Annotated in this window: 15 protein-coding genes; 6 read left to right on the top strand and 9 right to left on the bottom strand. The window is 64.5% G+C overall.

Annotated features, from left to right (window positions below):
* Nucleotides 1-15: 15 nt before the first annotated feature.
* The 6 genes from ntrB to AC0NIH_RS09965 all read left to right on the top strand — a co-directional run bounded on the left by ntrB (nt 16) and on the right by AC0NIH_RS09965 (nt 8906).
* A complete protein-coding gene (gene ntrB, locus AC0NIH_RS09990; protein WP_473465184.1) occupies nt 16-906 on the top strand; it encodes a nitrate ABC transporter permease in 891 nt (296 codons plus the stop codon).
* Nucleotides 907-916: 10 nt separating this feature from the next.
* Entirely contained in the window at nt 917-1714 is a 798-nt protein-coding gene (locus AC0NIH_RS09985) for an ABC transporter ATP-binding protein (protein WP_013893256.1), read from the top strand.
* A 4-nt stretch (nt 1715-1718) separates the two neighbouring features.
* Nucleotides 1719-4169 (top strand): nitrite reductase large subunit NirB, encoded by a 2451-nt coding sequence (gene nirB, locus AC0NIH_RS09980; protein WP_473465182.1) that lies wholly within the window; start codon nt 1719-1721, stop codon nt 4167-4169.
* 217 nt (nt 4170-4386) lie between these two features.
* Nucleotides 4387-4716, top strand: a complete 330-nt coding sequence (nirD, locus tag AC0NIH_RS09975) for a nitrite reductase small subunit NirD (RefSeq protein WP_013893254.1) — start codon at nt 4387-4389, stop codon at nt 4714-4716.
* 2 nt (nt 4717-4718) lie between these two features.
* Entirely contained in the window at nt 4719-7565 is a 2847-nt protein-coding gene (locus tag AC0NIH_RS09970; RefSeq protein ID WP_473465179.1) for a nitrate reductase, read from the top strand.
* A gap of 426 nt (nt 7566-7991) precedes the next feature.
* Nucleotides 7992-8906: a hypothetical protein gene (locus AC0NIH_RS09965; protein WP_023765711.1), complete on the top strand. Its 915-nt coding sequence runs from the start codon at nt 7992-7994 to the stop codon at nt 8904-8906.
* 114 nt (nt 8907-9020) lie between these two features.
* On the opposite strand, the gene amaB is transcribed toward AC0NIH_RS09965, so the two are convergent.
* The 9 genes from amaB to AC0NIH_RS09920 form a co-directional block, all read right to left on the bottom strand.
* Nucleotides 9021-10535, bottom strand: coding sequence for an L-piperidine-6-carboxylate dehydrogenase (gene amaB / locus AC0NIH_RS09960; RefSeq protein WP_473465176.1), 1515 nt, complete (start codon nt 10533-10535; stop codon nt 9021-9023).
* A 179-nt stretch (nt 10536-10714) separates the two neighbouring features.
* On the bottom strand, nt 10715-11989 hold the full coding sequence (locus AC0NIH_RS09955) for an RNA polymerase sigma factor (protein ID WP_023778441.1): 1275 nt from the start codon (nt 11987-11989) through the stop codon (nt 10715-10717).
* A complete protein-coding gene (locus tag AC0NIH_RS09950) occupies nt 11986-12360 on the bottom strand; it encodes a YciI family protein (protein ID WP_023765714.1) in 375 nt (124 codons plus the stop codon). Before AC0NIH_RS09950 ends, AC0NIH_RS09955 begins: the two co-directional genes overlap by 4 nt.
* A gap of 106 nt (nt 12361-12466) precedes the next feature.
* Nucleotides 12467-13558: a DNA topoisomerase IB gene (locus AC0NIH_RS09945; protein ID WP_473465172.1), complete on the bottom strand. Its 1092-nt coding sequence runs from the start codon at nt 13556-13558 to the stop codon at nt 12467-12469.
* A 197-nt stretch (nt 13559-13755) separates the two neighbouring features.
* Entirely contained in the window at nt 13756-14694 is a 939-nt protein-coding gene (locus AC0NIH_RS09940) for a glycosyltransferase family 2 protein (protein ID WP_473465169.1), read from the bottom strand.
* 147 nt (nt 14695-14841) lie between these two features.
* On the bottom strand, nt 14842-15726 hold the full coding sequence (locus tag AC0NIH_RS09935; RefSeq protein ID WP_473465167.1) for a transglutaminase family protein: 885 nt from the start codon (nt 15724-15726) through the stop codon (nt 14842-14844).
* Nucleotides 15727-15783: 57 nt separating this feature from the next.
* Nucleotides 15784-18195, bottom strand: a complete 2412-nt coding sequence (locus AC0NIH_RS09930) for a circularly permuted type 2 ATP-grasp protein (protein WP_473465165.1) — start codon at nt 18193-18195, stop codon at nt 15784-15786.
* Nucleotides 18196-18201: 6 nt separating this feature from the next.
* The gene (locus tag AC0NIH_RS09925; RefSeq protein WP_473465162.1) at nt 18202-21564 is read right to left on the bottom strand and encodes a transglutaminase family protein; all 3363 of its coding nucleotides are present in this window, start codon (nt 21562-21564) and stop codon (nt 18202-18204) included.
* Nucleotides 21565-21673: 109 nt separating this feature from the next.
* Nucleotides 21674-22870 (bottom strand): acyl-CoA dehydrogenase, encoded by a 1197-nt coding sequence (locus tag AC0NIH_RS09920; RefSeq protein WP_352709948.1) that lies wholly within the window; start codon nt 22868-22870, stop codon nt 21674-21676.
* Between the last annotated feature and the right edge of the window lie 85 nt (nt 22871-22955).

Here is a 22955-nt window from a genome sequence, read left to right as displayed (position 1 = left end):
GAGTTTTTCCCAGACATGTCTATCCAGACTATCGAGGACACCAAGGTGAAGGCCTTTCCAGCCAAACCGGCCGAAGTCATCACCTTCACCGTCAAGGCTCGACGCCGCTTCGATCCGGTCGCGATCGCCGGAAAGCTGGCGAGCACGCTGGTGCCGCCGGTCGTCGTCATCGCTTTGATGCTCGTCGTCTGGCAAATCGCCTGCTCGTCGCCGACATCAAGCCTGCCGCCACCCAGCCAAGTGTGGAACGAGGCCTACGACCTCATCGCGCATCCGTTCTTCGACAACGGCCCGCAGGATATCGGGCTGGCCTGGCGGGTGCTGATCTCGCTGCAGCGTGTTGCCATCGGCTTCGGCATGGCGGCGGTCGTCGGCGTTGCACTTGGCGCGCTGGTCGGCCAGTCGATCTGGGCGATGCGCGGCCTCGATCCGGTGTTCCAGATCCTGCGCACCGTGCCGCCGCTCGCCTGGCTGCCGCTGTCGCTGGCCGCGTTTCGCGATTCAAGCCCGTCGGCGCTGTTCGTCATCTTCATCACCTCGATCTGGCCGATCATCATCAACACCGCCGTCGGCGTGCGCAACATCCCGCAGGATTACCGCAACGTCGCCCGCATCCTGCGGCTCAACCCGCTCGAATTCTTTATCAAGATCATGGTGCCGGCCGCGGCACCCTACATCTTCACCGGCCTCAGGATCGGCATCGGCCTGTCGTGGCTCGCCATCGTCGCCGCCGAAATGCTGACCGGCGGCGTCGGCATCGGCTTCTTCATCTGGGACGCGTGGAACTCGTCGCGGCTGCCCGACATCATCGTCGCGCTCGCCTATATCGGCGTCACCGGCTTCTGCCTCGACCGCCTGGTCGCCGCGGTCGGCGTCTTCGTCACCCGCGGCACGACGGCAAAGTGAGGAGAGCGTGATGACCGCCTATCTGAAACTCGACCATATCGACAAATCCTTTGCCCGCGGCGGCCAGGTCAGCGAGGTCCTGAAGGACATCCGGCTGACCATCGACAAGGGCGAATTCGTCTCGATCATCGGTCACTCCGGCTGTGGCAAGTCGACCTTGCTCAACTTGATCGCCGGGCTGACCACCGTGTCCGCAGGCGCCGTGCTGCTCGAGAACAAGGAGGTCGACAGCCCCGGACCCGAGCGCGCCGTGGTGTTCCAGAACCACAGTCTTTTACCGTGGCTGACGGTCTACGAGAACATCAACCTGGCGGTGTCGAAGGTCTTTGGCCGTTCCAAGAGCAAGGCCGAGCGGCACGACTGGATCATGCGCAATCTCGATCTCGTGCAGATGGCGCATGCAAGGGACAAGCGGCCGGCGGAAATCTCGGGCGGCATGAAGCAGCGCGTCGGCATCGCGCGCGCGCTGGCCATGGAGCCGAAGATCCTGCTGCTCGACGAGCCGTTCGGCGCGCTCGACGCGTTGACCCGCGCCCATCTGCAGGACGCGGTGATGGACATCCATTCCAGGCTCGGCTCGACGACGATCATGATCACCCATGATGTCGATGAGGCGGTGCTGCTCTCCGACCGCATCGTCATGATGACCAACGGCCCGGCCGCGACCATCGGCGAGGTGCTTCCCGTGCCGCTGGCCCGTCCGCGCCGGCGCATCGAACTCGCCTCGGACCGCACTTTCCTGCGCTGCCGCGAGGCGGTGCTGAAATTCCTCTACGAACGCCACCGCTTCGTCGAAGCCGCGGAGTAGACCAATGACCGAAAAGCTCGTCATCATCGGCAACGGCATGGCCCCTGGGCGCATGCTGGAGCACCTGTTGGAGCAGGCCCCGGGCCGCTACCAGGTCACCATCTTCAACGCCGAGCCCAGGGTGAACTACGACCGCATCATGCTGTCGCCGGTGCTGTCCGGCGAAAAGGCGTATGAGGAAATCATCATCCACGGCGATGGCTGGTACATCGCCAACGACATCACGCTGTACAAGGGCCACAAGATCGTCGCCATCGACCGGACGGCCAAGACCGTCACCTCGGACCACGGCGTCACCGAACCCTACGACAAGCTGGTCATCGCCACCGGCTCGGTGCCGTTCATCATCCCGGTGCCGGGCCACAATCTGCCCGGCGTGCTCACCTATCGCGATCTCGACGACGTCCAGGCAATGATGCTTGCCGCCCAGTCCAGGTCCAAGGCCGTGGTCATCGGCGGCGGCCTGCTTGGGCTCGAGGCAGCGGCCGGCCTGAGCGCCCAAGGCATGGACGTCACCGTGCTGCACGTCATGCCGACGCTGATGGAGCGCCAGCTCGATCCGGCCGCCGGCTATCTCCTGCAGCGCGCGGTCGAAGAACGCGGCATCAAGGTCATCACCAAGGCCAACACACAGGCGATCACGGGCAACGGCAAGGTGGAGCAGGTCGAACTTGCCGACGGCACAGTCATCCCGGCGACTTTGGTGGTGATGGCGGTCGGCATCCGGCCCAATGCGGCGCTGGCCAAAGAGGCGGGCATTGCCGTCAATCGCGGCATCGTCGTCGACGCCGGCATGCGCAGCAACGACCCCGACATCTTCGCGCTCGGTGAATGCGCCGAGGTCAACGGCATGGTCTATGGGCTGGTTGCGCCGCTCTACGAGATGGCGCGCGTTGCCGCGAGCCAACTCGCCGGCGACGAGGCTGCTGCCTTCGTCCACATGGACACGCCAACCAAGCTCAAGGTCACCGGCATTGACCTGTTCTCGCTCGGCGATTTCGCCGAAGGCGAGGATCGCCAGGAGATCGTGCTGCGCGACGCCGCCGCCGGCGTCTACAAGCGGCTGGTGCTCAAGGACGACCGCATCATCGGCACCGTGCTTTATGGCGAGACGGCGGACGGCGCCTGGTTCAACGACCTCAAGAAGAAACAGACCGACATATCGCATATGCGCGATACGTTGATCTTCGGCCAGTCCTACCAGGGGGGTGCCCCGCTGGACCCTATGGCGGCCGTTGCAGCCTTGCCGGATGATGCGGAAATCTGCGGCTGCAACGGCGTCTGCAAGGGCAAGATCACCAGCGCGATCACGGCCAAGGGCCTGACCTCGCTCGACGACGTCAGAGCCCACACCAAGGCCTCGGCTTCCTGCGGGTCCTGCACCGGGCTTGTCGAGAAACTGATGGTGCTGACCATCGGCGACAACTACAACCCGGCCGCCGTGCAGCCCATGTGCGGCTGCACCACGCTCGGCCATGACGAGGTGCGCCGGCTGATCAAGGCCAAGGGGCTGAAGACCATTCCAGCCGTCATGCAGGAACTGGAGTGGAAGACCTCCTGCGGCTGCGCCAAATGCCGGCCGGCGCTCAACTACTACCTCGTCTGCGATTGGCCGGACGAGTACGCCGACGACTATCAATCGCGTTTCATCAACGAGCGCGTCCACGCCAACATCCAGAAGGACGGCACCTATTCGGTGGTGCCGCGCATGTGGGGCGGCGTCACCAATGCGGCCGAGCTGCGCGCCATCGCCGATGTCGTCGACAAGTTCGAGATCCCGATGGTCAAGGTCACCGGCGGCCAGCGCATCGACATGCTGGGTATCCGCAAGGAAGACCTGCCGGCGGTGTGGGCCGATCTCGGCCAGGCCGGCTTCGTCTCCGGCCACGCCTACGCCAAGGGCCTGCGCACGGTGAAGACCTGCGTCGGTTCCGACTGGTGTCGCTTCGGCACGCAGGATTCGACCGGCCTCGGCATCCGCATCGAGAAATTCATGTGGGGCTCGTGGACCCCGGCCAAGGTCAAGATGGCGGTGTCGGGCTGCCCGAGGAACTGCGCCGAGGCGACCTGCAAGGATGTCGGCGTCATCTGCGTCGACAGTGGCTACGAGATCCATTTCGCCGGTGCCGCCGGCCTCGACATCAAGGGCACCGAAGTGCTCGGCCTCGTGAAGACGGAAGACGAGGCGCTGCAGCATGTCGTGGCGCTGACGCAGATGTACCGCGAGCAGGGCCGCTATCTCGAGCGCATCTACAAATGGGCAAAGCGCATCGGCATCCCCGAGATCAAGCGCCAGATCATGGACGATGCGGACAAGCGCAAGGCCTATTACGAGCGCTTCGTCTTCTCGCAGAAGTTCGCCCAGGTCGATCCGTGGTCGGAGCGCGTTTCGGGCAAGGACAAGCACGAATTCCGGCCGATGGCTTCGGTCGGGTTTGCCGAGGCGGCGGAGTGATGGAGATGTTTGCGCGAGGCGCCCCCCTCTGGCCCGCCGGCCATCTCCCCCTCAAGTGGGGAGATCGGATGTCGTTTCGGTTTTCGCCAATCTCCAAAGCCGGCAGCTGGATGCCACCGTCGAAGCTGCCAATCTCCCCCCTTGCGGGGGAGATGTCCGGCAGGACAGAGGGGGGTGCCTGGGCGCATTTCTATCAAAGAGAGACACGGGTGCCCACATGAACTGGATCGCAATAGGCACCCTTTCCGACATTCCGCGCCGTGGCGCGCGTTGCGTCGCCACGCCAGAGGGCAAGGTCGCTGTCTTCCGCACCGCCGACGACCAGGTCTATGCCATCGATGACCACTGTCCGCACAAAGGCGGGCCGCTTAGCCAGGGCATCGTCCATGGCGCCGCGGTGACCTGCCCCCTGCACAATTGGGTGATCTCGCTGGAGACTGGCAAGGCGCTCGGCGCCGACGAGGGCGCGGTGCGCACCATCCCGGTGAAACGGGAAGGCGAACATCTGTTCATCGCGCTGGAAGCGCTTGCCAGCCGCGCGGCCTGAACATGGAGATTGACGCAGCGCGCGAGGTGAGGACCACCTGCCCCTATTGCGGGGTGGGCTGCGGCGTGCTGGCGAAGGTCGCCGCGGACGGGCAAGTGTCCGTCCGCGGCGACCCCGACCATCCCGCGAATTTCGGCAGGCTCTGTTCGAAAGGTTCGGCTTTGGCCGAAACCATCGACCTCGACGGCAGGCTGCTTCATCCCGAAATCCACGGCCTCCGGGCCGGCTGGGACGAGGCGCTCGACCTTGTCGCCTCGACCTTCTCGCAAACCATCGCCGAGCACGGACCGGATGCGGTCGCCTTCTATGTCTCCGGTCAGTTGCTGACCGAGGACTATTATCTCGCCAACAAGCTGATGAAGGGTTTTGTCGGCTCAGCCAACATCGACACCAATTCGCGGCTCTGCATGGCCTCGTCGGTCGCCGGCCACCGCCGCGCCTTCGGCTCCGACACGGTGCCAGGGAACTACGAGGATCTCGAGCTTGCCGACCTGATCGTGCTGGTCGGCTCCAACCTCGCCTGGTGCCATCCCGTCCTCTACCAGCGCATCGCCGCGGCCCGCGAAAGGCGGCCGGACATGAAGATCGTGCTGGTCGACCCGCGCCGCACCATGACCTCGGACATTGCCGACATGCACCTGGCGATCGCGCCGGACGGCGACGTCGCCTTGTTCACCGGTCTGCTCGCCTGGCTCGGCCAGCACAATGCGCTGGACCGCGCCTATATCACCGCGCACACCACCGGCTTCGGACAAGCGCTTTTCGCCGCCTCGGCGCTCGATCTGGCGGGCGTTGCCGCAGCGACGGGCCTCGGCGAAGAAGAGCTTGTCCGTTTCTACAGCCTGTTTGCCGCGACCGCGAAGACGGTGACCGTCTACAGCCAAGGCGTGAACCAGTCGTCCTCAGGCACCGACAAGGTCAACGCCATCATCAACTGCCATCTCGCCACCGGGCGTATCGGCAGGCCTGGAGCCGGACCATTTTCGGTGACCGGCCAGCCCAACGCCATGGGCGGTCGCGAGGTCGGCGGCATGGCCAACATGCTCGCCGCCCATATGGAGATCGAGAACTCCGAACACCGTGACCGCGTGCGGCGCTTCTGGAATGCATCTGATGTCGCGCAAAAGCCTGGCCTGAAGGCGGTCGAGATGTTTCAAGGTGTGGCCGACGGGCGCATCAAGGCGCTGTGGATCATGGCCACCAACCCGGTCGATTCGATGCCGGACGCCGATGCCGTCGAGGCCGCGATCAAGGCTTGCCCGTTCGTCGTGGTCTCCGACGTGCTGGCCAGCACGGACACCGTCCGCCACGCCCATGTCCGGCTGCCCGCCGCCGCCTGGGGCGAGAAGGACGGCACTGTCACCAATTCCGAGCGCCGCATCTCGCGCCAGCGCGCGTTTCTCAGCCTGCCCGGCGAAGCGCGGCCCGACTGGTGGATCATCGCCGAGGTGGCGCGTCGGATGGGATTTGGCGCGGCGTTTGCGCATGAGACGCCGGCGGCGGTTTTCGGCGAGCATGCCGCGCTGTCTGGGTTCGAAAATGAAGGCGCGCGGGATTTCGATATTGGTGCTTATGCTGGAATCGATGCGGAGGCCTATGAGGTGCTTGAGCCGTTCCAATGGCCAGCGCCGAGCTCAGGCACCCCCCTCTGGCCTGCCGGCCATCTCCCCCGCAAGGGGGGAGATCAGCTGTTGTCGCGGCCTTCGCCAATTACCGACGACGCAGGAGATATGCCGGCATCAAAGCTGCCAATCTCCCCCCTTGCGGGGGAGATGGCCGGCAGGCCAGAGGGGGGTGTTCAAGCTGGGCTTAAACCAGAGGGTGAAAGCACCCGCTTCTTCGCCAACGGCAATTTCTACACCCCCGACCGCAAGGCGCACTTCATCGCCATCCGCGCCACCACGGAAATCCGCACCACACCTGACTTCCCACTCGTCCTCAACACAGGCCGGATCCGCGACCATTGGCACACGATGACGCGCACCGGCAAAAGCCCACGTCTGTCCCAGCACATCGCCGAGCCCTTCGTCGAAATCCATCCGGCGGATGCAGAACACCATGGCATTGGCGATGCCGACATCGTGCGCATCTCCACCCCGCGTGGCGAAGTATTCGCGCGTGCGCTGATCACGGCCCGCCAGCGCCGTGGCAGCCTCTTCGCGCCGATGCACTGGACCGATCAGTTCGCCGCCAAAGGGCGGCTCGACACGCTTACCGCGCCGCTCACCGATCCAATCTCAGGCCAGCCGGCGCTGAAACACGTCGCGGCCCATATCGAGAAATTTGCGGCCAGGGCCTTTGGTTTCGCGGTGACGCGGCAACATCCCCAGGCAATTGCCGCTCCCTATTGGGCGGCAGCCCGCTGCAAGGGTGGGTGGCGGGTCGAGCTTGCTTTCGCCGAGGCCGAGGTCGATTGGACGGGCTTTGCCCGGTCACTGTTTGGTGTGGAGCCGCGAGCAGAAATGCTTGCCTATCACGACCGCGAGGCCGGCCAGCATCGCATTGCCGCTTTCGATGGCGAGCACCTTGTCGGCGCCTTGTTCGTCGCGCCCGGTCCGGTCGCGGTGTCGCGCGGCTGGGCGGCTGAACAGTTGGAAACATCCCACGCCGGCCAGCGCGAACGCTTCCGCATCGTCGCCGGTCGTGCCGGCGCCGAACGGCCCGATGCCGGCGCGACCGTCTGCTCCTGCTTCAGCGTCGGCGTCAACCAGATCGTGACGGCCGCGGCGGCCGGCTGCACGACCGTCGAAGCCATCGGCGATGCGCTGAAGGCCGGCACCAATTGCGGCTCCTGCCGGTCCGAGATCCGCGCCATCATCCTGGCCAACCGCGTCCAGGCCGCCGAATGAGCTGCGTCCAGCGCGACCGGATCAGCCATGTTCCACGCGCCGGCGGCCCGCCAAAGACAAGCAGGTCGCCGGCATTTTTGCCAATCACGATCTTCTTTCGATAATCCACTCAGTCACTTTTCGGAGTTGGAACGCGACAAAGCTTCGCCGCCAGGCGATGTCTTATCGCTCGTCAAACCATGGCTGGTCTGCACTCATGTCCGAAAGGCGTGCCCCGCCGCTCGGAATGACGCGGAAACCAAGCCTGTCCCTCATGAAGGTCAATTAAACGGGCGGCCGTTCGGCTGACTATTATTGGAAGGGGTTTTCCAAGCCCTAGCAATCAGTTAGCGGACTGGATCATGACCCATCGCCGTAGCTCCATGCCTTGGTTGGCCCAGTTCTCCGCAATTGGTACGTCTGGACACAAGTGTTGAAGACTGGAAAATGGGAAACGTAACTTCGCCATGCGAGTTTGATTCAAGCATCAGGAGACCAGCGCTGAATCTGGAAGACATAGCCCGACATCCGGCCCTGCACCGCTACGTTCAAGAACAGTCGAAGGCGCTGATCCGAATCTATGAGGAGAGCCCACGGCTAGCGTCCATTTTTGCCACGCAGCAGCGCTGGCTGTTGGGTCATGTCGGCCTGGCCATGCACTTCAGGCGCGACCCGAACGACCGCCGCAAGGACCTGACCGTATCGCGCTTCATCGAGGTCGTGCACAAGAACGAGGTAGCCAGCCGCAACACTGCGGACGCCTTCATCAAGGAGATGCTGCACTACAACATCGCCGAGTATGTGGCGGGTGGGGATGGCCGCACCCATCCCCTGCAACCGACGGCGGCCACCATCGAGAGATTCACCGGCTGGGTGATCGCCCATCTACGCACGCTTGACTATATCGATGGGGGCGACCGGCTGGCCAGATACCTGGACCGGCCCGACATGCTTGCCACGCTGCAGCCTCTGGTGGCTGACGGCCTGCTTGCCTCGAAGCCGGTGCGCGAACCCAACCGGACCTTTTCGCTGTTCATCTGGCTCAACAATGGCGGCATCGTCATGGACTGGCTGATGTCAGGCATCGATCCCGACCATGCCGACCTGGAGCGGATTCCGACCAGCGTGGTTGCGATCGGCGACTTCGCCAAATGGCTCAAGCTGTCGCGGACCCATCTCGGCCGCAAACTGCGCACCGCCGAGGAACTCGGCAGCATCGGCTGGCTCGGCCAGCGAGGCCATTCGGTGATGTGGGTATCACACGGATTCTACGAGGAATACATGACCGTCCAGGCCGCCAAGTTGGCCGTCGTCGACGATGCCTTCAAAGCTTGCTTCCCGCCATCGCAAGCCGGCACCTGAGAGGCGCCGCGCGAGAGGGACGCGGTCAAGCTGGCCATCATCGCCAACGCCTTGCCAAAGCCCGTGTCGATTGATGCTCGCCGAGCACACTGACACGGGCCTTGGTCGGCAAGCTCAATCGATGTCGAACGAGACGCCCTGGGCAAGCGGCAGCGCCTTCGAATAGTTCACCGTATTGGTGGCGCGCCGCATATAGGCCTTCCACGCGTCGGAGCCGCTCTCGCGGCCGCCGCCGGTTTCCTTTTCGCCGCCAAACGCGCCGCCGATCTCGGCCCCCGACGTGCCGATATTGACGTTGGCGATGCCGCAGTCCGAACCGTCGACGCCAAGGAAACGCTCGGATTCCTGCAGGTCGCGGGTGAAGATCGACGACGACAGGCCGGCGCCAACCGCGTTGTGCTCGTCGAGCACGGTATCGAAATCCGAATATTTCATCACATAAAGGATCGGCGCGAAGGTCTCTTCTGTCACCGGCGAGACCTGTTTCGGCATCTCGACCAGCGCCGGGTGCACGTAGTAGGCGTCCGGATGATCGTTCTCGACCCGCACGCCGCCAGTCACCGTGCCGCCATGGGACACCGCTTCCTTCAAGGCCTTCTGCATGTTGTCGAAGGCAGCCTTGTCGATCAGCGGCCCGACCAGCGAAGAGGTCTCCAGCGGGTTGCCGACCGACACACTTTCGTATGCCTTCTTCAGACGTGGAACCAAGGCGTCATAGACGCTGTCATGCACGAACAAGCGCCGCAGCGTCGTGCAGCGCTGGCCAGCGGTGCCCATCGCTCCAAAGGCAATCGCACGCAGCGCCATGTCGAGGTCCGCCGTCGGGCAGACGATGCCGGCATTGTTGCCGCCGAGTTCCAGCACGGCGCGCGCGAAGCGCTTGGCCAGGCGCGGCCCGACGTCCCTGCCCATGCGGGTCGAGCCGGTGGCCGAAACCAGCGGCACCTTGGGATGGTCGACCAGGATCTCGCCGACCGCCCGATCGCCGATCAGCACCGGCGCTAGGCCCTGCGGCGCGTCCGCGCCGAAGCGCTTGACGGCGCGTTTGAAGATCGCCTCGCAGGCAAGTGCGGTCAGCGGCGTCTTCTCCGACGGCTTCCACACCACCGCGTCGCCGCAGACCAGCGCCAGCGCTGCGTTCCACGACCACACCGCGACCGGGAAGTTGAAGGCCGAAATGACGCCGACGACGCCAAGCGGATGCCAGGTTTCCATCATCCGGTGGCCTGGACGCTCGGTGGCGATGGTCAGGCCGTACAATTGCCGGGACAGACCGACGGCGAAATCGCAGATGTCGATCATCTCCTGCACTTCGCCGAGGCCCTCGGACGGGATTTTGCCGACCTCGATCGACACCAACCGGCCGAGCTCGGCCTTATGCGCACGCAGTTCCTCGCCAAGCAGGCGCACCAGTTCGCCGCGCTTCGGACCCGGAACCAGCCGCCAGGATTGGAATGCCTTGTGCGCGGCATCGATGGTCTTGGCCGCCTCAGTCGGCGAGATGGTCTTCAGCGCCGCGATCTCCTCGCCCGTCACCGGGCTGCGCACGATCAGGTCGCCGCCAACAAGCGCGTCCTTGGCGACACCCAGTTTCGCCAGAAGTTCGGCCGTTTCCTTCGCTATCGTCATTTTTGTCCCTTTCAGATCCCGTCGCTCAGATGGCTTCGGTCAGAGCTTCGCGCCACGTTCCCGCGTGCCGGCTGGCATCTCGGGCACAGTCATGGCGTGGCATTACGCGTTTCAGGGGGAAATCGCCACCCCGGCATGGTCCAAGCCCAACCTGCACGATTGAGCCAGGCAGACGGAGCTTAGTTGGCCTTTTTTGCCGGCGCGCGCACGGCGCCGTCCTTCATCAAGCGGTCGATATGCATGCGGATATGGGCCGCTTCCGCAGCCGTATTGGCAAGCGCGATGGCGCGGTCGAAAGCGATGCGCGCCTCGTCGCCCCGGTCGAGCTGCATCAACAGCCCGCCCTTGAGGCCGAAGAAGTGGAAATAGCCGGAAAGCCTCGGCTCCAGCGGTTCGATCATGGCAAGGGCTGCTTCCGGGCCGCTCACCTTGGAGACCGCAACCGCGCGGTTGAGCGTCACCACCGGCGATGGCTGCATTTGTTCGAGCAGGCCGTAAAGCAGGTCGATCTCCACCCAGTCGGTATCCTCGGCCTTCGTAGCCCGGGCGTGCAGCGCCGCGATTGCCGCTTGCACCTGATAGGGACCCGGCTTGCGATGGCGCAACGCCTTGTCGACCAGCGCCAGCCCCTCATCGATCATCTTGCGGCTCCACAGGCCGCGATCCTGGTCCTCGAGCAGCACGATCTCGCCGTCTTGGTCGAAACGGGCCGGCGCCCGCGCATGCTGCAGCAAAAGCAGCGCCGTCAGCCCCATGATCTCCGGTTCGGTCTGGAACAACCTGAGCAGCAGCCGGGCCAGCCGGATTGCCTCCTCGCAGAGCGGCGCACGGGCCGGCGCCTCGCCGCTGTTGGTCGAATAGCCTTCGTTGAAGATCAGGTAGACCATGGCCGCCACCGCAGCCAGCCGTTCCGAGCGCTCGACCGCGCCCGGCGTCTCGAACGGCACGCCGGCGTCCGCGATGCGTGCCTTGGCGCGGGTGATGCGTTGTTCCATTGCGCTTTCGCCGACCAGGAAGGCGCGCGCGATCTGTTTGACGGTGAGACCGGAGACGATACGTAGCGCGACGGCGATCTGCTGTGTCGCGGGCAAATCAGGGTGGCAGCAGATGAACAGCAGCCGCAGGATGTCGTCGCGGTAATGCGCGCCGTCCAGCCGCTCGGCGATATCGCTTTCGGCATCCTCCAGATCGGAGATCTGGTCCTCTTCCGGCATCGGCGCCTGCTTGGCGCGCTTGCGCACCGCGTCGATGCCGCTGTTGCGGCCGACGAAGATCAGCCAGGCCGCCGGGTCGCGCGGTGGCCCGTTCTGCGGCCAGTTCTTCAACGCCCTGAGGCAGGCATCCTGGAAAGCTTCCTCCGCGGTGTCGAGATCGCGGAAATAGCGCAGCAGCGCGCCCATCGCCTGCGGGCGGGCGGCACTGATCGCGGAGCTGATCCAGGCAAGTTCGGTCATACGGCAACCTTGGTGGGATTGAAAATGGAGACCGGCCGGATCTCGTAGGAACCGCCGCTCGGGTTGACCTCGGAGAGTTCGCGCGCGAATTCGACCGCCTCGTCGAGATCGGCGCAATCAAGCGTGTAGAAGCCGAGGAACTGTTCCTTGGTCTCGGCGAACGGCCCGTCGATGACGACCGATTCGCCCTTGACCTTCCGCAGCGTCGTCGCCGCCGTCGTCGGCAAAAGCCGCGCCACCGGGCCGAGCCGGCCGGCATTGGCGTACTTCTGCTGAACGTCGAGGAGATCGGTCATGACCTTGTCGTCCTGCTCCTTGCTCCAGGAGCAGACGACGTCTTCGGAGGCATAGCAGAGGATGGCATAAAGCATGGGCGGTCCTTTTCTGTATCAAAGGACGAAACAGTAAGACCGATCCCGACATGACGTCGATAAAAAAATCCGACGGCTTTGGATTTGCCGCCGCTGGCAACCGCAATCAACCTTCATGTGCCCTCAACCATCTCAGCACGAGCGCTTCCTCCTCGTCGAGACCGTCGATGGAACGCTTGTGCCTGTTGGCTTCGGCCATTTCGGCAAGTAGGCGCCCCTGTGACCAGGCTTCGAAGACCCGCGGGTGGATATAGCATTTTCGGCAGACGGCGCGGGTGTTGCCCAACCGCTCGGCCACCTTGTCGATGACGCTGTTCATCACCCGCTTTTGCTGTGCCTGGCTTTCGGGCAATTCCGTCTGCGCAAACAGCGACGCGGCATGGATGGTGCCGCCCCATGTGCGGAAATGTTTCGAGCTGAACGCATCGCCGGCAGCGCCCCTGATATAGCGGTTGACATCGTCGGAGCGGACCGGACGCCTGTTGCCCTCCTCGTCGAGATACTGGAACAGCTTCTGGCCCGGCAGATCCTGCGCACCGCGCACGATGCCGGCGATGCGGCGGTCGACCAGCTTCAGTTTCCATTCCTTGCCGGATTTGCCCTTGAACGCAAAGCGCAGGCTCGATCCCTTGATGTCGACATGGCAGTCTCGCAACGTCGTCAGGCCGAAGCTCTTGTTGTCGCGGGCATAGGCGGCATTGCCGACGCGGATCATCGTGTTGTCGAGCAGCCAGACGATAGCGGCGACGACACGCTCGAACGGCAGGCCGTGACGGCGCAGGTCGCTGTCTATGGTGCGCCGCAGCTCCGGCAGGCTTTCGGCGAAGGCGACGAGGCTCGAATATTTGGCGCTGTCGCGTTCTTCGGCCCATTGCGGATGATAGCGATACTGCTTGCGCCCCCGCTGATCCCTTCCGGTCGCCTGGATATGCCCGTTCGCGTCGGGCGAAATCCAGACATCCGTCCAGGCCGGCGGAATGACGATCGCCTTGATACGCGCCCTCGCGGCATTCGAGACCGGTCGTCCGTCAGGTCCCTTGTAGGAAAATCCCTTGCCTGCCTTCAGCCGGCGAATACCGGGCTCGGCATCGCTGACATAGGTCAGCGCGGCGTGTTCGGCCGAGGTTTGCGCCCCGTTTTTCGGCACAGCGCCGCTGTCGGCCGACGTGCCGCGCGATAATCCGGATCTCTGCAGCATGACCGCTCCACGCCAAATATCCGTAGATAAGCCGTTGGCTGACCGCTGGTTCCACCGCCGGCCGCAAAGTCGATGGCAACCGACATCCGTCGGCCGGCGAGATGCGGGGAATCCAGAGCAATTCCAGGAAAAGTATGAAACGGTTTCCCGGAAAAGCGCAGCGCTTTCCCTTTGGGAATTGCGTCAAAAAGAAAGAGTTAGAGGGCGCTTTGCAGTTCTATCCGTGGTGCCGAGAGACGGCATCGCACGGCGAGCTTCAGCCTGTAGCGCAGGCAGCGCCAGGCTTCCGACCGCCGCTTCGGCGCGGCCGCGGCTACCGCCAGGAAGCGCGCGGCGGTGTCGAGGTCGCCGCGTGCATAGTGGACGCGCGCGATCTTGAGGGCGACAAGCCCCTCCCTGGTCTTCAGCGCCGAGACCGGGATGCTGCAATCGGTGAGTTTGCGCAATTCATGGCGCCACTCCAGGAAGCGCCGCACCGGGTTGATCGCGAAACGATCGTCGGAACGGGCCGGCGAAACCTCATAGACCATGACGGGCTGCGGAATCATGGCCAGCGACGCCTTGCTCATCAGCCGCGCCCAGAACAGCGTGTCCTCGTCATAGGCAAGGCTGACCGGAAACCGTGTTTCGCCGATCAGGCGCCGGGATGCCAGCACGCTGCCCACGGCCACCGAACGTATGTCGCCTTTGACATAGGCCGAAGCGTTTGCGAGGCAGGCGTCCTGATAGCCGTTCGGCACCTTGATCTGCCGGTCCTGGCCATTCACGCGTCGGCGGTAGGCGCCAACGATCATGTCGGCTTTCGGCTGGCTCTGCGCCTGCCGCAGCAGCGCGCGCAATCCACCTTGAAGATGCAGGTCGTCGGCGTCGATCAGATACACCCAGGGATGGAGCGCCTGCGCCAGCGCCGCGTTGCGGGCGCCACCGGCATCGCGGCAGTCGGCCGGCAACACGCGTAGCGGCAGCGACAGTTGTGCCGCCGCCTGCCGTGCGACCGCCGCCGTGTCGTCCGTCGATGCGTCGTCGACCAGCAGGACCTCGCCGATGACCTCCGCCTCGCCTCGCAGCGACGCCAACGTTGTCCCAATGGTAGCCGACGCGTTGTGGGCAGGAATGACGACGCTGACCGCTTTCAATTACAAAATCCCGCGCCTGCGCGCTCTAGCAGTATAATGATTGTCCCCTCGAAACGAACATAGAATAGCGGCCCCTTCGATGTTTGAGAAGCCGCTTCATCCACCCGCATTTGCAGCGACAGGGTGCGCCTCCTGTTTCGGTCCGCCTCATGCCTTTTCGAGGGCGACCGGAATGACGTCGACAGCCTGCTCGCCGACCTGCCCGCCGGTGGTCTTCAACACACCGACGATCGGTGCCACGTCCGAATAATCGCGGCCGAAGCCGACCGTGATATGGTCGTTGCTGGCCCGCATGCCGTTGGTCGGGTCGAACTCCTGCCAGCCGGCGTCGCGCCCGCACCACACCTTGACCCAGGCGTGCATGGCATCGGCGCCTTCCAGCCGTGGCCTCCCCTTCGGCGGAATGGTGCGCAGGAAGCCGCTGACATAGCCGGCCGGAATGCCGAGCCCGCGCAAACCGGCGATCATGATGTGCGAAAAATCCTGGCAGACCCCACGTTTCAGCTTGAAAGCATCGCTGGCCCGGGTCCGCACCGTCGTCGCCTCGCCATCATAGGTGAAGTCGCGATGGATGCGCTCGCACAGGGTCATCGCCGTACCGGCGGCCGAGTTGCCGACGCTGTCCTGCGCATAGGCGGTGATCGCCGCATCGATGCCCGCGTGGCTGCTGGCAGTCAGAAAGTGATGCGGCGAGGCAGACGCCAACGACCGCACCGCGGCGAGTTCCTGCCTGAGCCGGCCGATATCGGGCGACACATCGAGCCCCGGCTCGGGCCTCGACACCGAAACGCGCGCGCTCATCCTGATGTCGAGCGCGTCATGCGCATCGCGAAAGGCGATCGAGGTAACGCAGTTGCCGAAGAAGTCAGAGAAATCCGACCGTTCATTGGGCGCCGGCGCAAAGGACAGGGACGCCGCGATGACGCGCTGCACGCCGGAAATCGTCGACGGCAGAACACGGATCTGATGGCGGCCGCCGCCGGCGGCGGCTGCGTAGTCGTAGTGGAGATGAAGCCTGATGTCGTAAAGCATGCCCTACTTTTCTTGTCTTGGCCCGAGTTCCTGTCGCAAAACCGTGCGATCTGGGGCCTAGCCGAAATAGGCCTTCGAAAGGCTGCTGTAGAGGCCGCCTATCTCTCTGGCGAGATCGTCCAGAGCCTTTGCCGTCATGTCCGACGGCTCCTTGATGGCGATGGCCGTGTTGAGCTGCAGGATCTCCTTGGCCGCCGGCGACATATGCCCCTCGCCGCCAACCGAGGGCAACAGGCCGATCTCGGCCTTCAGCCTTTCGAGCTGGAACAAGATAGAGCGCGGATTGAGCGGATCGAGCGCCAGAAGATCGATCACCGTGCGACGGCCTGCCTGCACCGGATATTGCCGGCGATGGGTCATGACGCTGTCGCCGATCTCCAGCATCATGTCGAGCGCCCCGTCCGGCGCCTTGGTGCTGGTCAGCCGGGCGAGCGTGCGGGCGATCTGGATGCCGCGCTCCAGCCGCCGGCCGATCTCGAGGAAGCGCCAGCCGGCGAAGCGGTACATGTTCTCGTGCAGCAGGCCGGAGAAGCCGGCAAGCTTGCGCAGGATGACGGTCATGGCCCGCGTCGCGTCATCGCCCGGCGCCACCGTCGTTGCGAACTGATGAATGGTCTTCGACAGGTCCTTGAGCGCCAGCCAGCCATCCGGCGAGAAGCGGTCGCGGATCTGGCCCGCGCTGTAGACGGCGCTGTCCAGCGTACCGATCAGTCCCGACGGTATAGCCGTTTCGACGTCGATGCCGAACGGTTCGAGATAATCCCTGATGTCGGCCAGCAGCGGCATGTCCGGATCGGACGTCTCGGCGAGCCGCACATGATAGGCGCGCAGGATGCGCACCGTGTCTTCCGAGCGTTCGATGTAGCGGCCGAGCCAGGTCAGGTTTTCCGCCGCGCGGCTGGGCAGGCTGCCTGGCCTTGTGCGGTTGAAACTGTCGCCCTCCTGCGGCAGCAGCGTTTCGCGCTCCACCGGCCGGTCGCTGACCACCCAGACGTCGGCCGCCTGGCCGCCGCGCTGCATGGCGATCGCCGTCGGGTCGAGCGACAGGCCGACGCGGGCAAAACCGCCCGGCATCACCGTCCAGCCCTCGGGCGTGCGCGCCAGATAGACGCGCAGGCTCGCTGGCCGCGGCTCCAGCCAACCGCCGACATAGACCGGTGTCGTCGAAAGCGTCACCGCTTCCTGGCCGACGAAGGCGCCGCCCTCGCGTTCGATGTGCGCCACTAGCTCCGCCCGCTCTCCGGCCGACAGCGCCGAGCCGAGCTTGGTCTGGCCGTCATCCTCGAAGGCAAGCCTCGTCGATAGTGCCGGGCCGATCACCATGCGGTCGATATTGGCCAGCACATGCGCGCGTTCGGATTGTTGCCCGCACCACCATGTCGCCACGCTGGGCAACTTGAGTTCCTCCCCGCGCAGCTCGCGCGCGATCTTGGGCAGGAAGCCGAGCAGCGCCCGCGTTTCCATCAGCCCCGAACCCAGCGCATTGACCGTCGCAACCGCACCCTTGCGGATCGCCTCGACCAGCCCCGGCGTCCCGATCTGCGAATCCGATCTCAGTTCCAGCGGATCGGCGAAAGCGGCATCGAGCCGTCGCCATAACACGCTGATCGGCATCAGGCCCGACACGGTGCGGACCATCAGCCGGCCGCCGGAAACGGTCAGGTCCTCGCCTTCGAGCAGCATGATGCCGAGGTAGCGGGCGATATACGCGTGCTCGTAATAGGTTTCGTTGAGCGGCCCCGGCGTCAGGATGGCGACGCGGCCGTCGGTTTCCTTGGCCATGCCGATCAGCGCATCGCGGAAGCGACGGAAGAAGCCCGCGAGCCTATGCACATGCATCTCGCCATAGATGTCGGACAGTGCGCGCGTGGTGGCGACGCGGTTCTCCAGCGCGAAACCGGCGCCGGACGGCGCCTGCGTGCGGTCGCCCAGCACCCACCAGCTTCCGTCTGGTCCACGGCCAAGCTCGAAGGCGCAGAAATGCAGGAAATGGCCGCCGGCCGGCCTGGTGCCGACCACCGGCCGCAAATATTCCGGGCTGGCGGCAATCAGCCCCGCCGGCAGGATGCCCTTTTCGACAAGCCGGTTCGGCCCATAGATGTCGGCGATGGTTTCCTCGAACAGCTCGGCGCGCTGGACGAGGCCGGCGCTGATTTCGGCCCATTCGGCGTCTTCGATGAGCAGCGGCACATGCGCCAGCGGCCATTCGCGTTCAATGGCGCCGGCCTTGTCATAGACGCGGTAATAGACGCCGGCATCGCGCAGATACTGGTCGGCGCGAGCGAAGCGCTGGCCGAGCCTTTCGGCGCCGAGTTCGTCGAGCGCCTCGATGAAATGCTTCCAGACCGGGCGGGGATTGCCCGAGGCATCAACCATCTCGTCGACGACGCCGTCAATCGGCTGGTAGTGCTCCAGCAGGCTGTGGGTCTGCGGCTTGCCGCGTACCCTTCTGTGATTCCCCTTTGCCATCGCTGATCAGAGTCTTGCCGGCCGCCGAAGGTCAAGGGTCATCGGGAAATCTTCCGCCGGTTGTTCCTCGCGCAGCACATAGCCCGATGGCGTGTGGCCGCGCGGTTCGAAGCGGGCGAGCCGCCGTGCCTCGGCCTCGTTGCCGTTGACCGGGAAGGTGTCGTAATTGCGCCCGCCGGGATGCGCGACGTGGTAGACGCAACCGCCGACCGCCCGGCCGGACCAGCGGTCATAGATGTCGAACACCAGCGGCGTGTTGACCGGCAGCGCCGGATGAAGACCGGAGGCCGGCTGCCAGGCCTTGAAGCGGACGCCCGCCACCGCGACCTCGCGGTTGTCGGTAACCTTCATCGGCACGATCCGGCCATTGCAGACGATCGCATGACGCTCGGGGTTGAGACCCTCGGTCTTGACCTGCAGCCGCTCGACCGAGGAATCGACGAAGCGCACGGTGCCGCCGATGGCCCCCTGCTCGCCCATGACGTGCCACGGCTCCAGCGCCTGCCGCAGCTCCAGCTTGATGCCAGCATGCTGGACCTCGCCGCAGAAGGGAAAGCGGAATTCGAGCTGGGCGTCGAACCATTCCGGACGGAATTTGAAGCCATTGAGGTTGAGGTCGTCCAGCACATCGAGAAAATCCGCCCAGACATGATGCGGCAGCATGAAACGGTCATGCAGCGAGGTGCCCCAGCGCACGAAGCGCCCGTCGAGCGGGTTTTTCCACGCGCGAGCAATGATCGCCCTGACCAGCAATTGCTGTGCCAGCGACATACGCGCATTGGGCGGCATCTCGAAGCCGCGGAATTCGACCAGCCCAAGACGCCCTGTCGGACCGTCCGGCGAAAACAGCTTGTCGATGCAGATTTCCGAGCGGTGCGTGTTGCCGGTGACATCGGTCAACAAATTGCGGAACAGCCGGTCGACCAGCCACGGCAGAGGTGCAGAGCCGGTATTCGGATGCGGCACCTGCGCCATGGCGATCTCGAGTTCGTAGAGCGAATCGTGACGCGCTTCATCGAAGCGCGGCGCCTGGCTGGTCGGTCCGATGAACAGGCCGGAGAACAGATAGGACAGCGAGGGATGCCGCTGCCATTGCAGCACCAGGCTCTTCAGCAGATCGGGCCGGCGCAGGAACGGACTGTCATTGGGCGTCGCGCCGCCGACCACCACATGGTTGCCGCCGCCGGTGCCGGTATGGCGGCCGTCGATCATGAACTTGTCGGCGCCAAGCCGCGTCAGCCGCGCCTCCTCGTAGATCGCCGTTGTCGTCGCCACGCAGTCCTGCCAATTGGCAGCCGGATGGATGTTGACCTCGATGACGCCGGGATCGGGTGCCACGCGGATGACGTTGAGGCGCGGATCATGCGGCGGGCCATAGCCCTCTATATGCACGGGAAGACCTATGGCCTTAGCTGCATTCTCGGCGGCGGCAACCAGTTCGAGATAGTCCTCCAGCGCCTCGACCGGCGGCATGAAGACGCATAGCCGTCCATCGCGCGGCTCGACGGAGAGCGCCGTGCGCACGGCGCCGCCGATCTCGGTAATCTCCTGCTCGACCCGGTCCTGCTGTCCGGTCGCGGCGGTAAATGAGGCAGCCTGCTGGCGCCGCGCCATCTCGTCGGCGCCTTCAAGCTCGGCTGGCGCGGGCCCTGGCAGCATGGCTTCACGCGCGGGCAACGGGCCGCGCGGCAGCGACGGGTCCACCGGTACGATGTAAGGGAATTGCGCAGGCGGCACATAAGGCAGCGTGCCGAGCGGCAGCCGATAGCCGACCGGTGAATCGCCTGGCACCAGGAACAGCCGGCCGCGCCGCGTCGTCCATTTTTCGGACCGCCAGCGAGGGTCCGACGCCTGGCTGTTCCACCGCTGCACCGGCAGCACATAGCCCGACGGCTTGGTCAGCCCGCGCTCGAACACCCTGGCCATGCGGCTGCGTTCTTCCGGGTCTTCCAGCTTGGAGTTCGACGGATCGACATTCTCTGGCAGCTTGCCTTCCTTGAGCAGCCACTCGGCCGGATCCTCATAGGCCTCGCTGACCATGGACGTGTCGATGCCAAGCTCACCGGCGATCGCCGTCAGCAGGTTTTCCGCCTGCTGCGGGCCAACATTGTCGGCCGCGCTCTTTTCGTGCGCGATCAGCGACGGGTCGCTCCATACCGGCTGACCGTCGGTGCGCCAGTAGAGTGAAAAGGTCCAGCGCGGCAGGCTTTCGCCGGGATACCATTTGCCCTGGCCATAATGCAGGAAGCCGCCAGGCGCGAAGCGTTCGCGCAGCCTTCGGATCAGCGCATCGGCCTTTTCGCGCTTGGTCGGCCCGACGGCGGCGGTGTTCCACTCGGCGGATTCAAAATCGTCGATCGACACAAAGGTCGGTTCGCCGCCCATGGTCAGCCGCACGTCCCCGGCCGTCAGTACGGCATCGACCTTGTTGCCGAGCGCGTCGAGCGCCTGCCAGCTTTCGTCGGAGAACGGCTTGGTGATGCGCGGATGCTCGGCGATGCGATCGACCCGCATCTCGAAGCCGAACTCGACATTGGCGAAGCTCGCCATGCCGGAAATCGGTGCCGCATTGCGGAAATGCGGCGTTGCCGCCAACGGCACATGGCTCTCGCCGGTGAGCAGGCCCGAGGTCGGATCGAAGCCGATCCAGCCGGCGCCCGGAAGATAGACCTCGCACCAGGCGTGCAGGTCTGTGAAATCGACGGATGTACCGGCTGGACCGTCGAGCGCAACGAGATCAGGCTTGAGCTGGATCAGATAGCCGGAGACGAAGCGCGCGGCGATGCCGAGATTGCGCAGGATCTGCACCAGCAGCCAGCTCGAATCCCGGCACGATCCCTTGGCCGCGGCCAGCGTCTCCTCCGGCGAGAACACGCCGGTTTCCATGCGCACGATATAGGCGATCTCGCGCTGCAGCCTGGCATTGAGATCGACGAGGAAATTGACCGTATTCTCCGCGCTGCGGTCGATGGTCTTCAGGAAGGCCGAGAGCAGCGGTCCCGCCGGCTCCGGCGTGCGGTAGATGGCGAGGTCGTCGCAGATCTCTTCCGGATATTCGAACGGAAACGTCTCGGCGGACGGCTCGACGAAGAAATCGAACGGATTGTAGACCGTCATGTCGGCGACGAGATCGACCTCGATCTTGAGCTCCGTCACCGGTTCCGGAAACACGAAGCGGGCGAGGAAGTTGCCGTAGGGATCCTGCTGCAGGTTGACGAAGTGGTTCGCCGGCTCGACCTTCAGCGAATGGCTCAGCACCTTGGTGCGGGAATGCGGCGCCGGCTGAAGCCTGATGATTTGAGGACCGAGCACCACCGGCCGGTCGTATTTGTAATGGGTCAGGTGATAGACGGCTGCCAGAATTGCCATAGGGCCCCGGAATTCAGCGTTTCAAACGAACGCTAGACCCTGACACATCAGACGGCCATTCTCCAAGCAGAGATGTTGCGGTGCACCTAATTTAAGCAACGGTTGCCGCTCAGAAAAACGCCTGTATCCCCGTCTGCGCCCGCCCGAGGATCAGCGCGTGCACGTCATGCGTGCCCTCGTAGGTGTTGACCGTCTCCAAATTCTGCGCGTGGCGCATGACGTGGTAGCCGATCTGGATGCCGTTGCCGCCGTGCATGTCGCGGGCCTGGCGAGCGATGTCGAGCGCCTTGCCGCAATTGTTGCGCTTTACGATCGAGATCATCTCCGGCGCCATCTTGCCCTCGTCCATTAGCCGCCCAACCCTGAGCGAGCCCTGCAGGCCAAGCGCGATCTCGGTCTGCATGTCGGCGAGCTTCTTCTGGAACAACTGCGTGCCGGCGAGCGGCTTGCCGAACTGCTTGCGGTCGAGGCCGTATTGGCGCGCCCGGTGCCAGCAATCCTCGGCGGCGCCCATGGCGCCCCAGGAAATGCCGTAGCGCGCCCGGTTGAGGCAGCCGAACGGGCCACCAAGGCCCTTGGCGTTGGGCAGCAATGCGTCCTCGCCGACCTCGACGCCTTCCATCACCACCTCGCCGGTGATCGACGCGCGCAGCGACAGCTTGCCGCCGATCTTCGGCGCCGACAGCCCCTTCATGCCCTTTTCCAGCACGAAGCCGCGGATCTCGTCCTTGCCGTTGTCACCCTTCAACTTCGCCCAGACGACGAACACGTCTGCGATCGGCGCGTTGGAAATCCACATTTTGGAGCCGGTGAGCTTGTAACCGTTGGCGGTCTTCTCGGCGCGCGTCTTCATGCCGCCCGGGTCCGAGCCGGCATCCGGCTCGGTAAGGCCAAAGCAGCCGATCCATTCACCCGACGCCAGCTTCGGCAGGTATTTCTTGCGCTGCGCCTCCGAGCCATAGGCGTGTATCGGATACATAACCAGCGACGACTGCACAGACATCATCGAACGATAACCGGAATCGACACGCTCGACTTCCCGCGCGACCAGCCCGTAGGTGACATAGTTGGCACCGAGCCCGCCATATTCCTCGGGGATGGTGATGCCGAGCAGACCCGCCTCGCCCATCTCGCGAAAGATGCCGGCATCGGTCTTTTCCTCGAGATACGCTTCCTCGATGCGTGGCGCGAGCTTGTCGGCGGCAAAGGCCGCCGCGCCGTCCCGCACCATGCGCTCGTCTTCCGAAAGCTGGCCCTCGATCAGGAACGGGTCTTCCCAGACGAATGCATTCTTGTCGGCGGCCATGGCTTCTTGATCCTCAAAACGGGTGAAGTCCGGCTTATCGGTCCGTGGCCTGAAAAAATCAAACGAAATTGCTTCACCAATCAAT

Source organism: Mesorhizobium sp. WSM1386 (assembly GCF_055901595.1).
The sequence above is the reverse complement of the archived record's forward strand: the minus strand, read 5'-3'. Positions and strand labels throughout refer to the sequence as shown.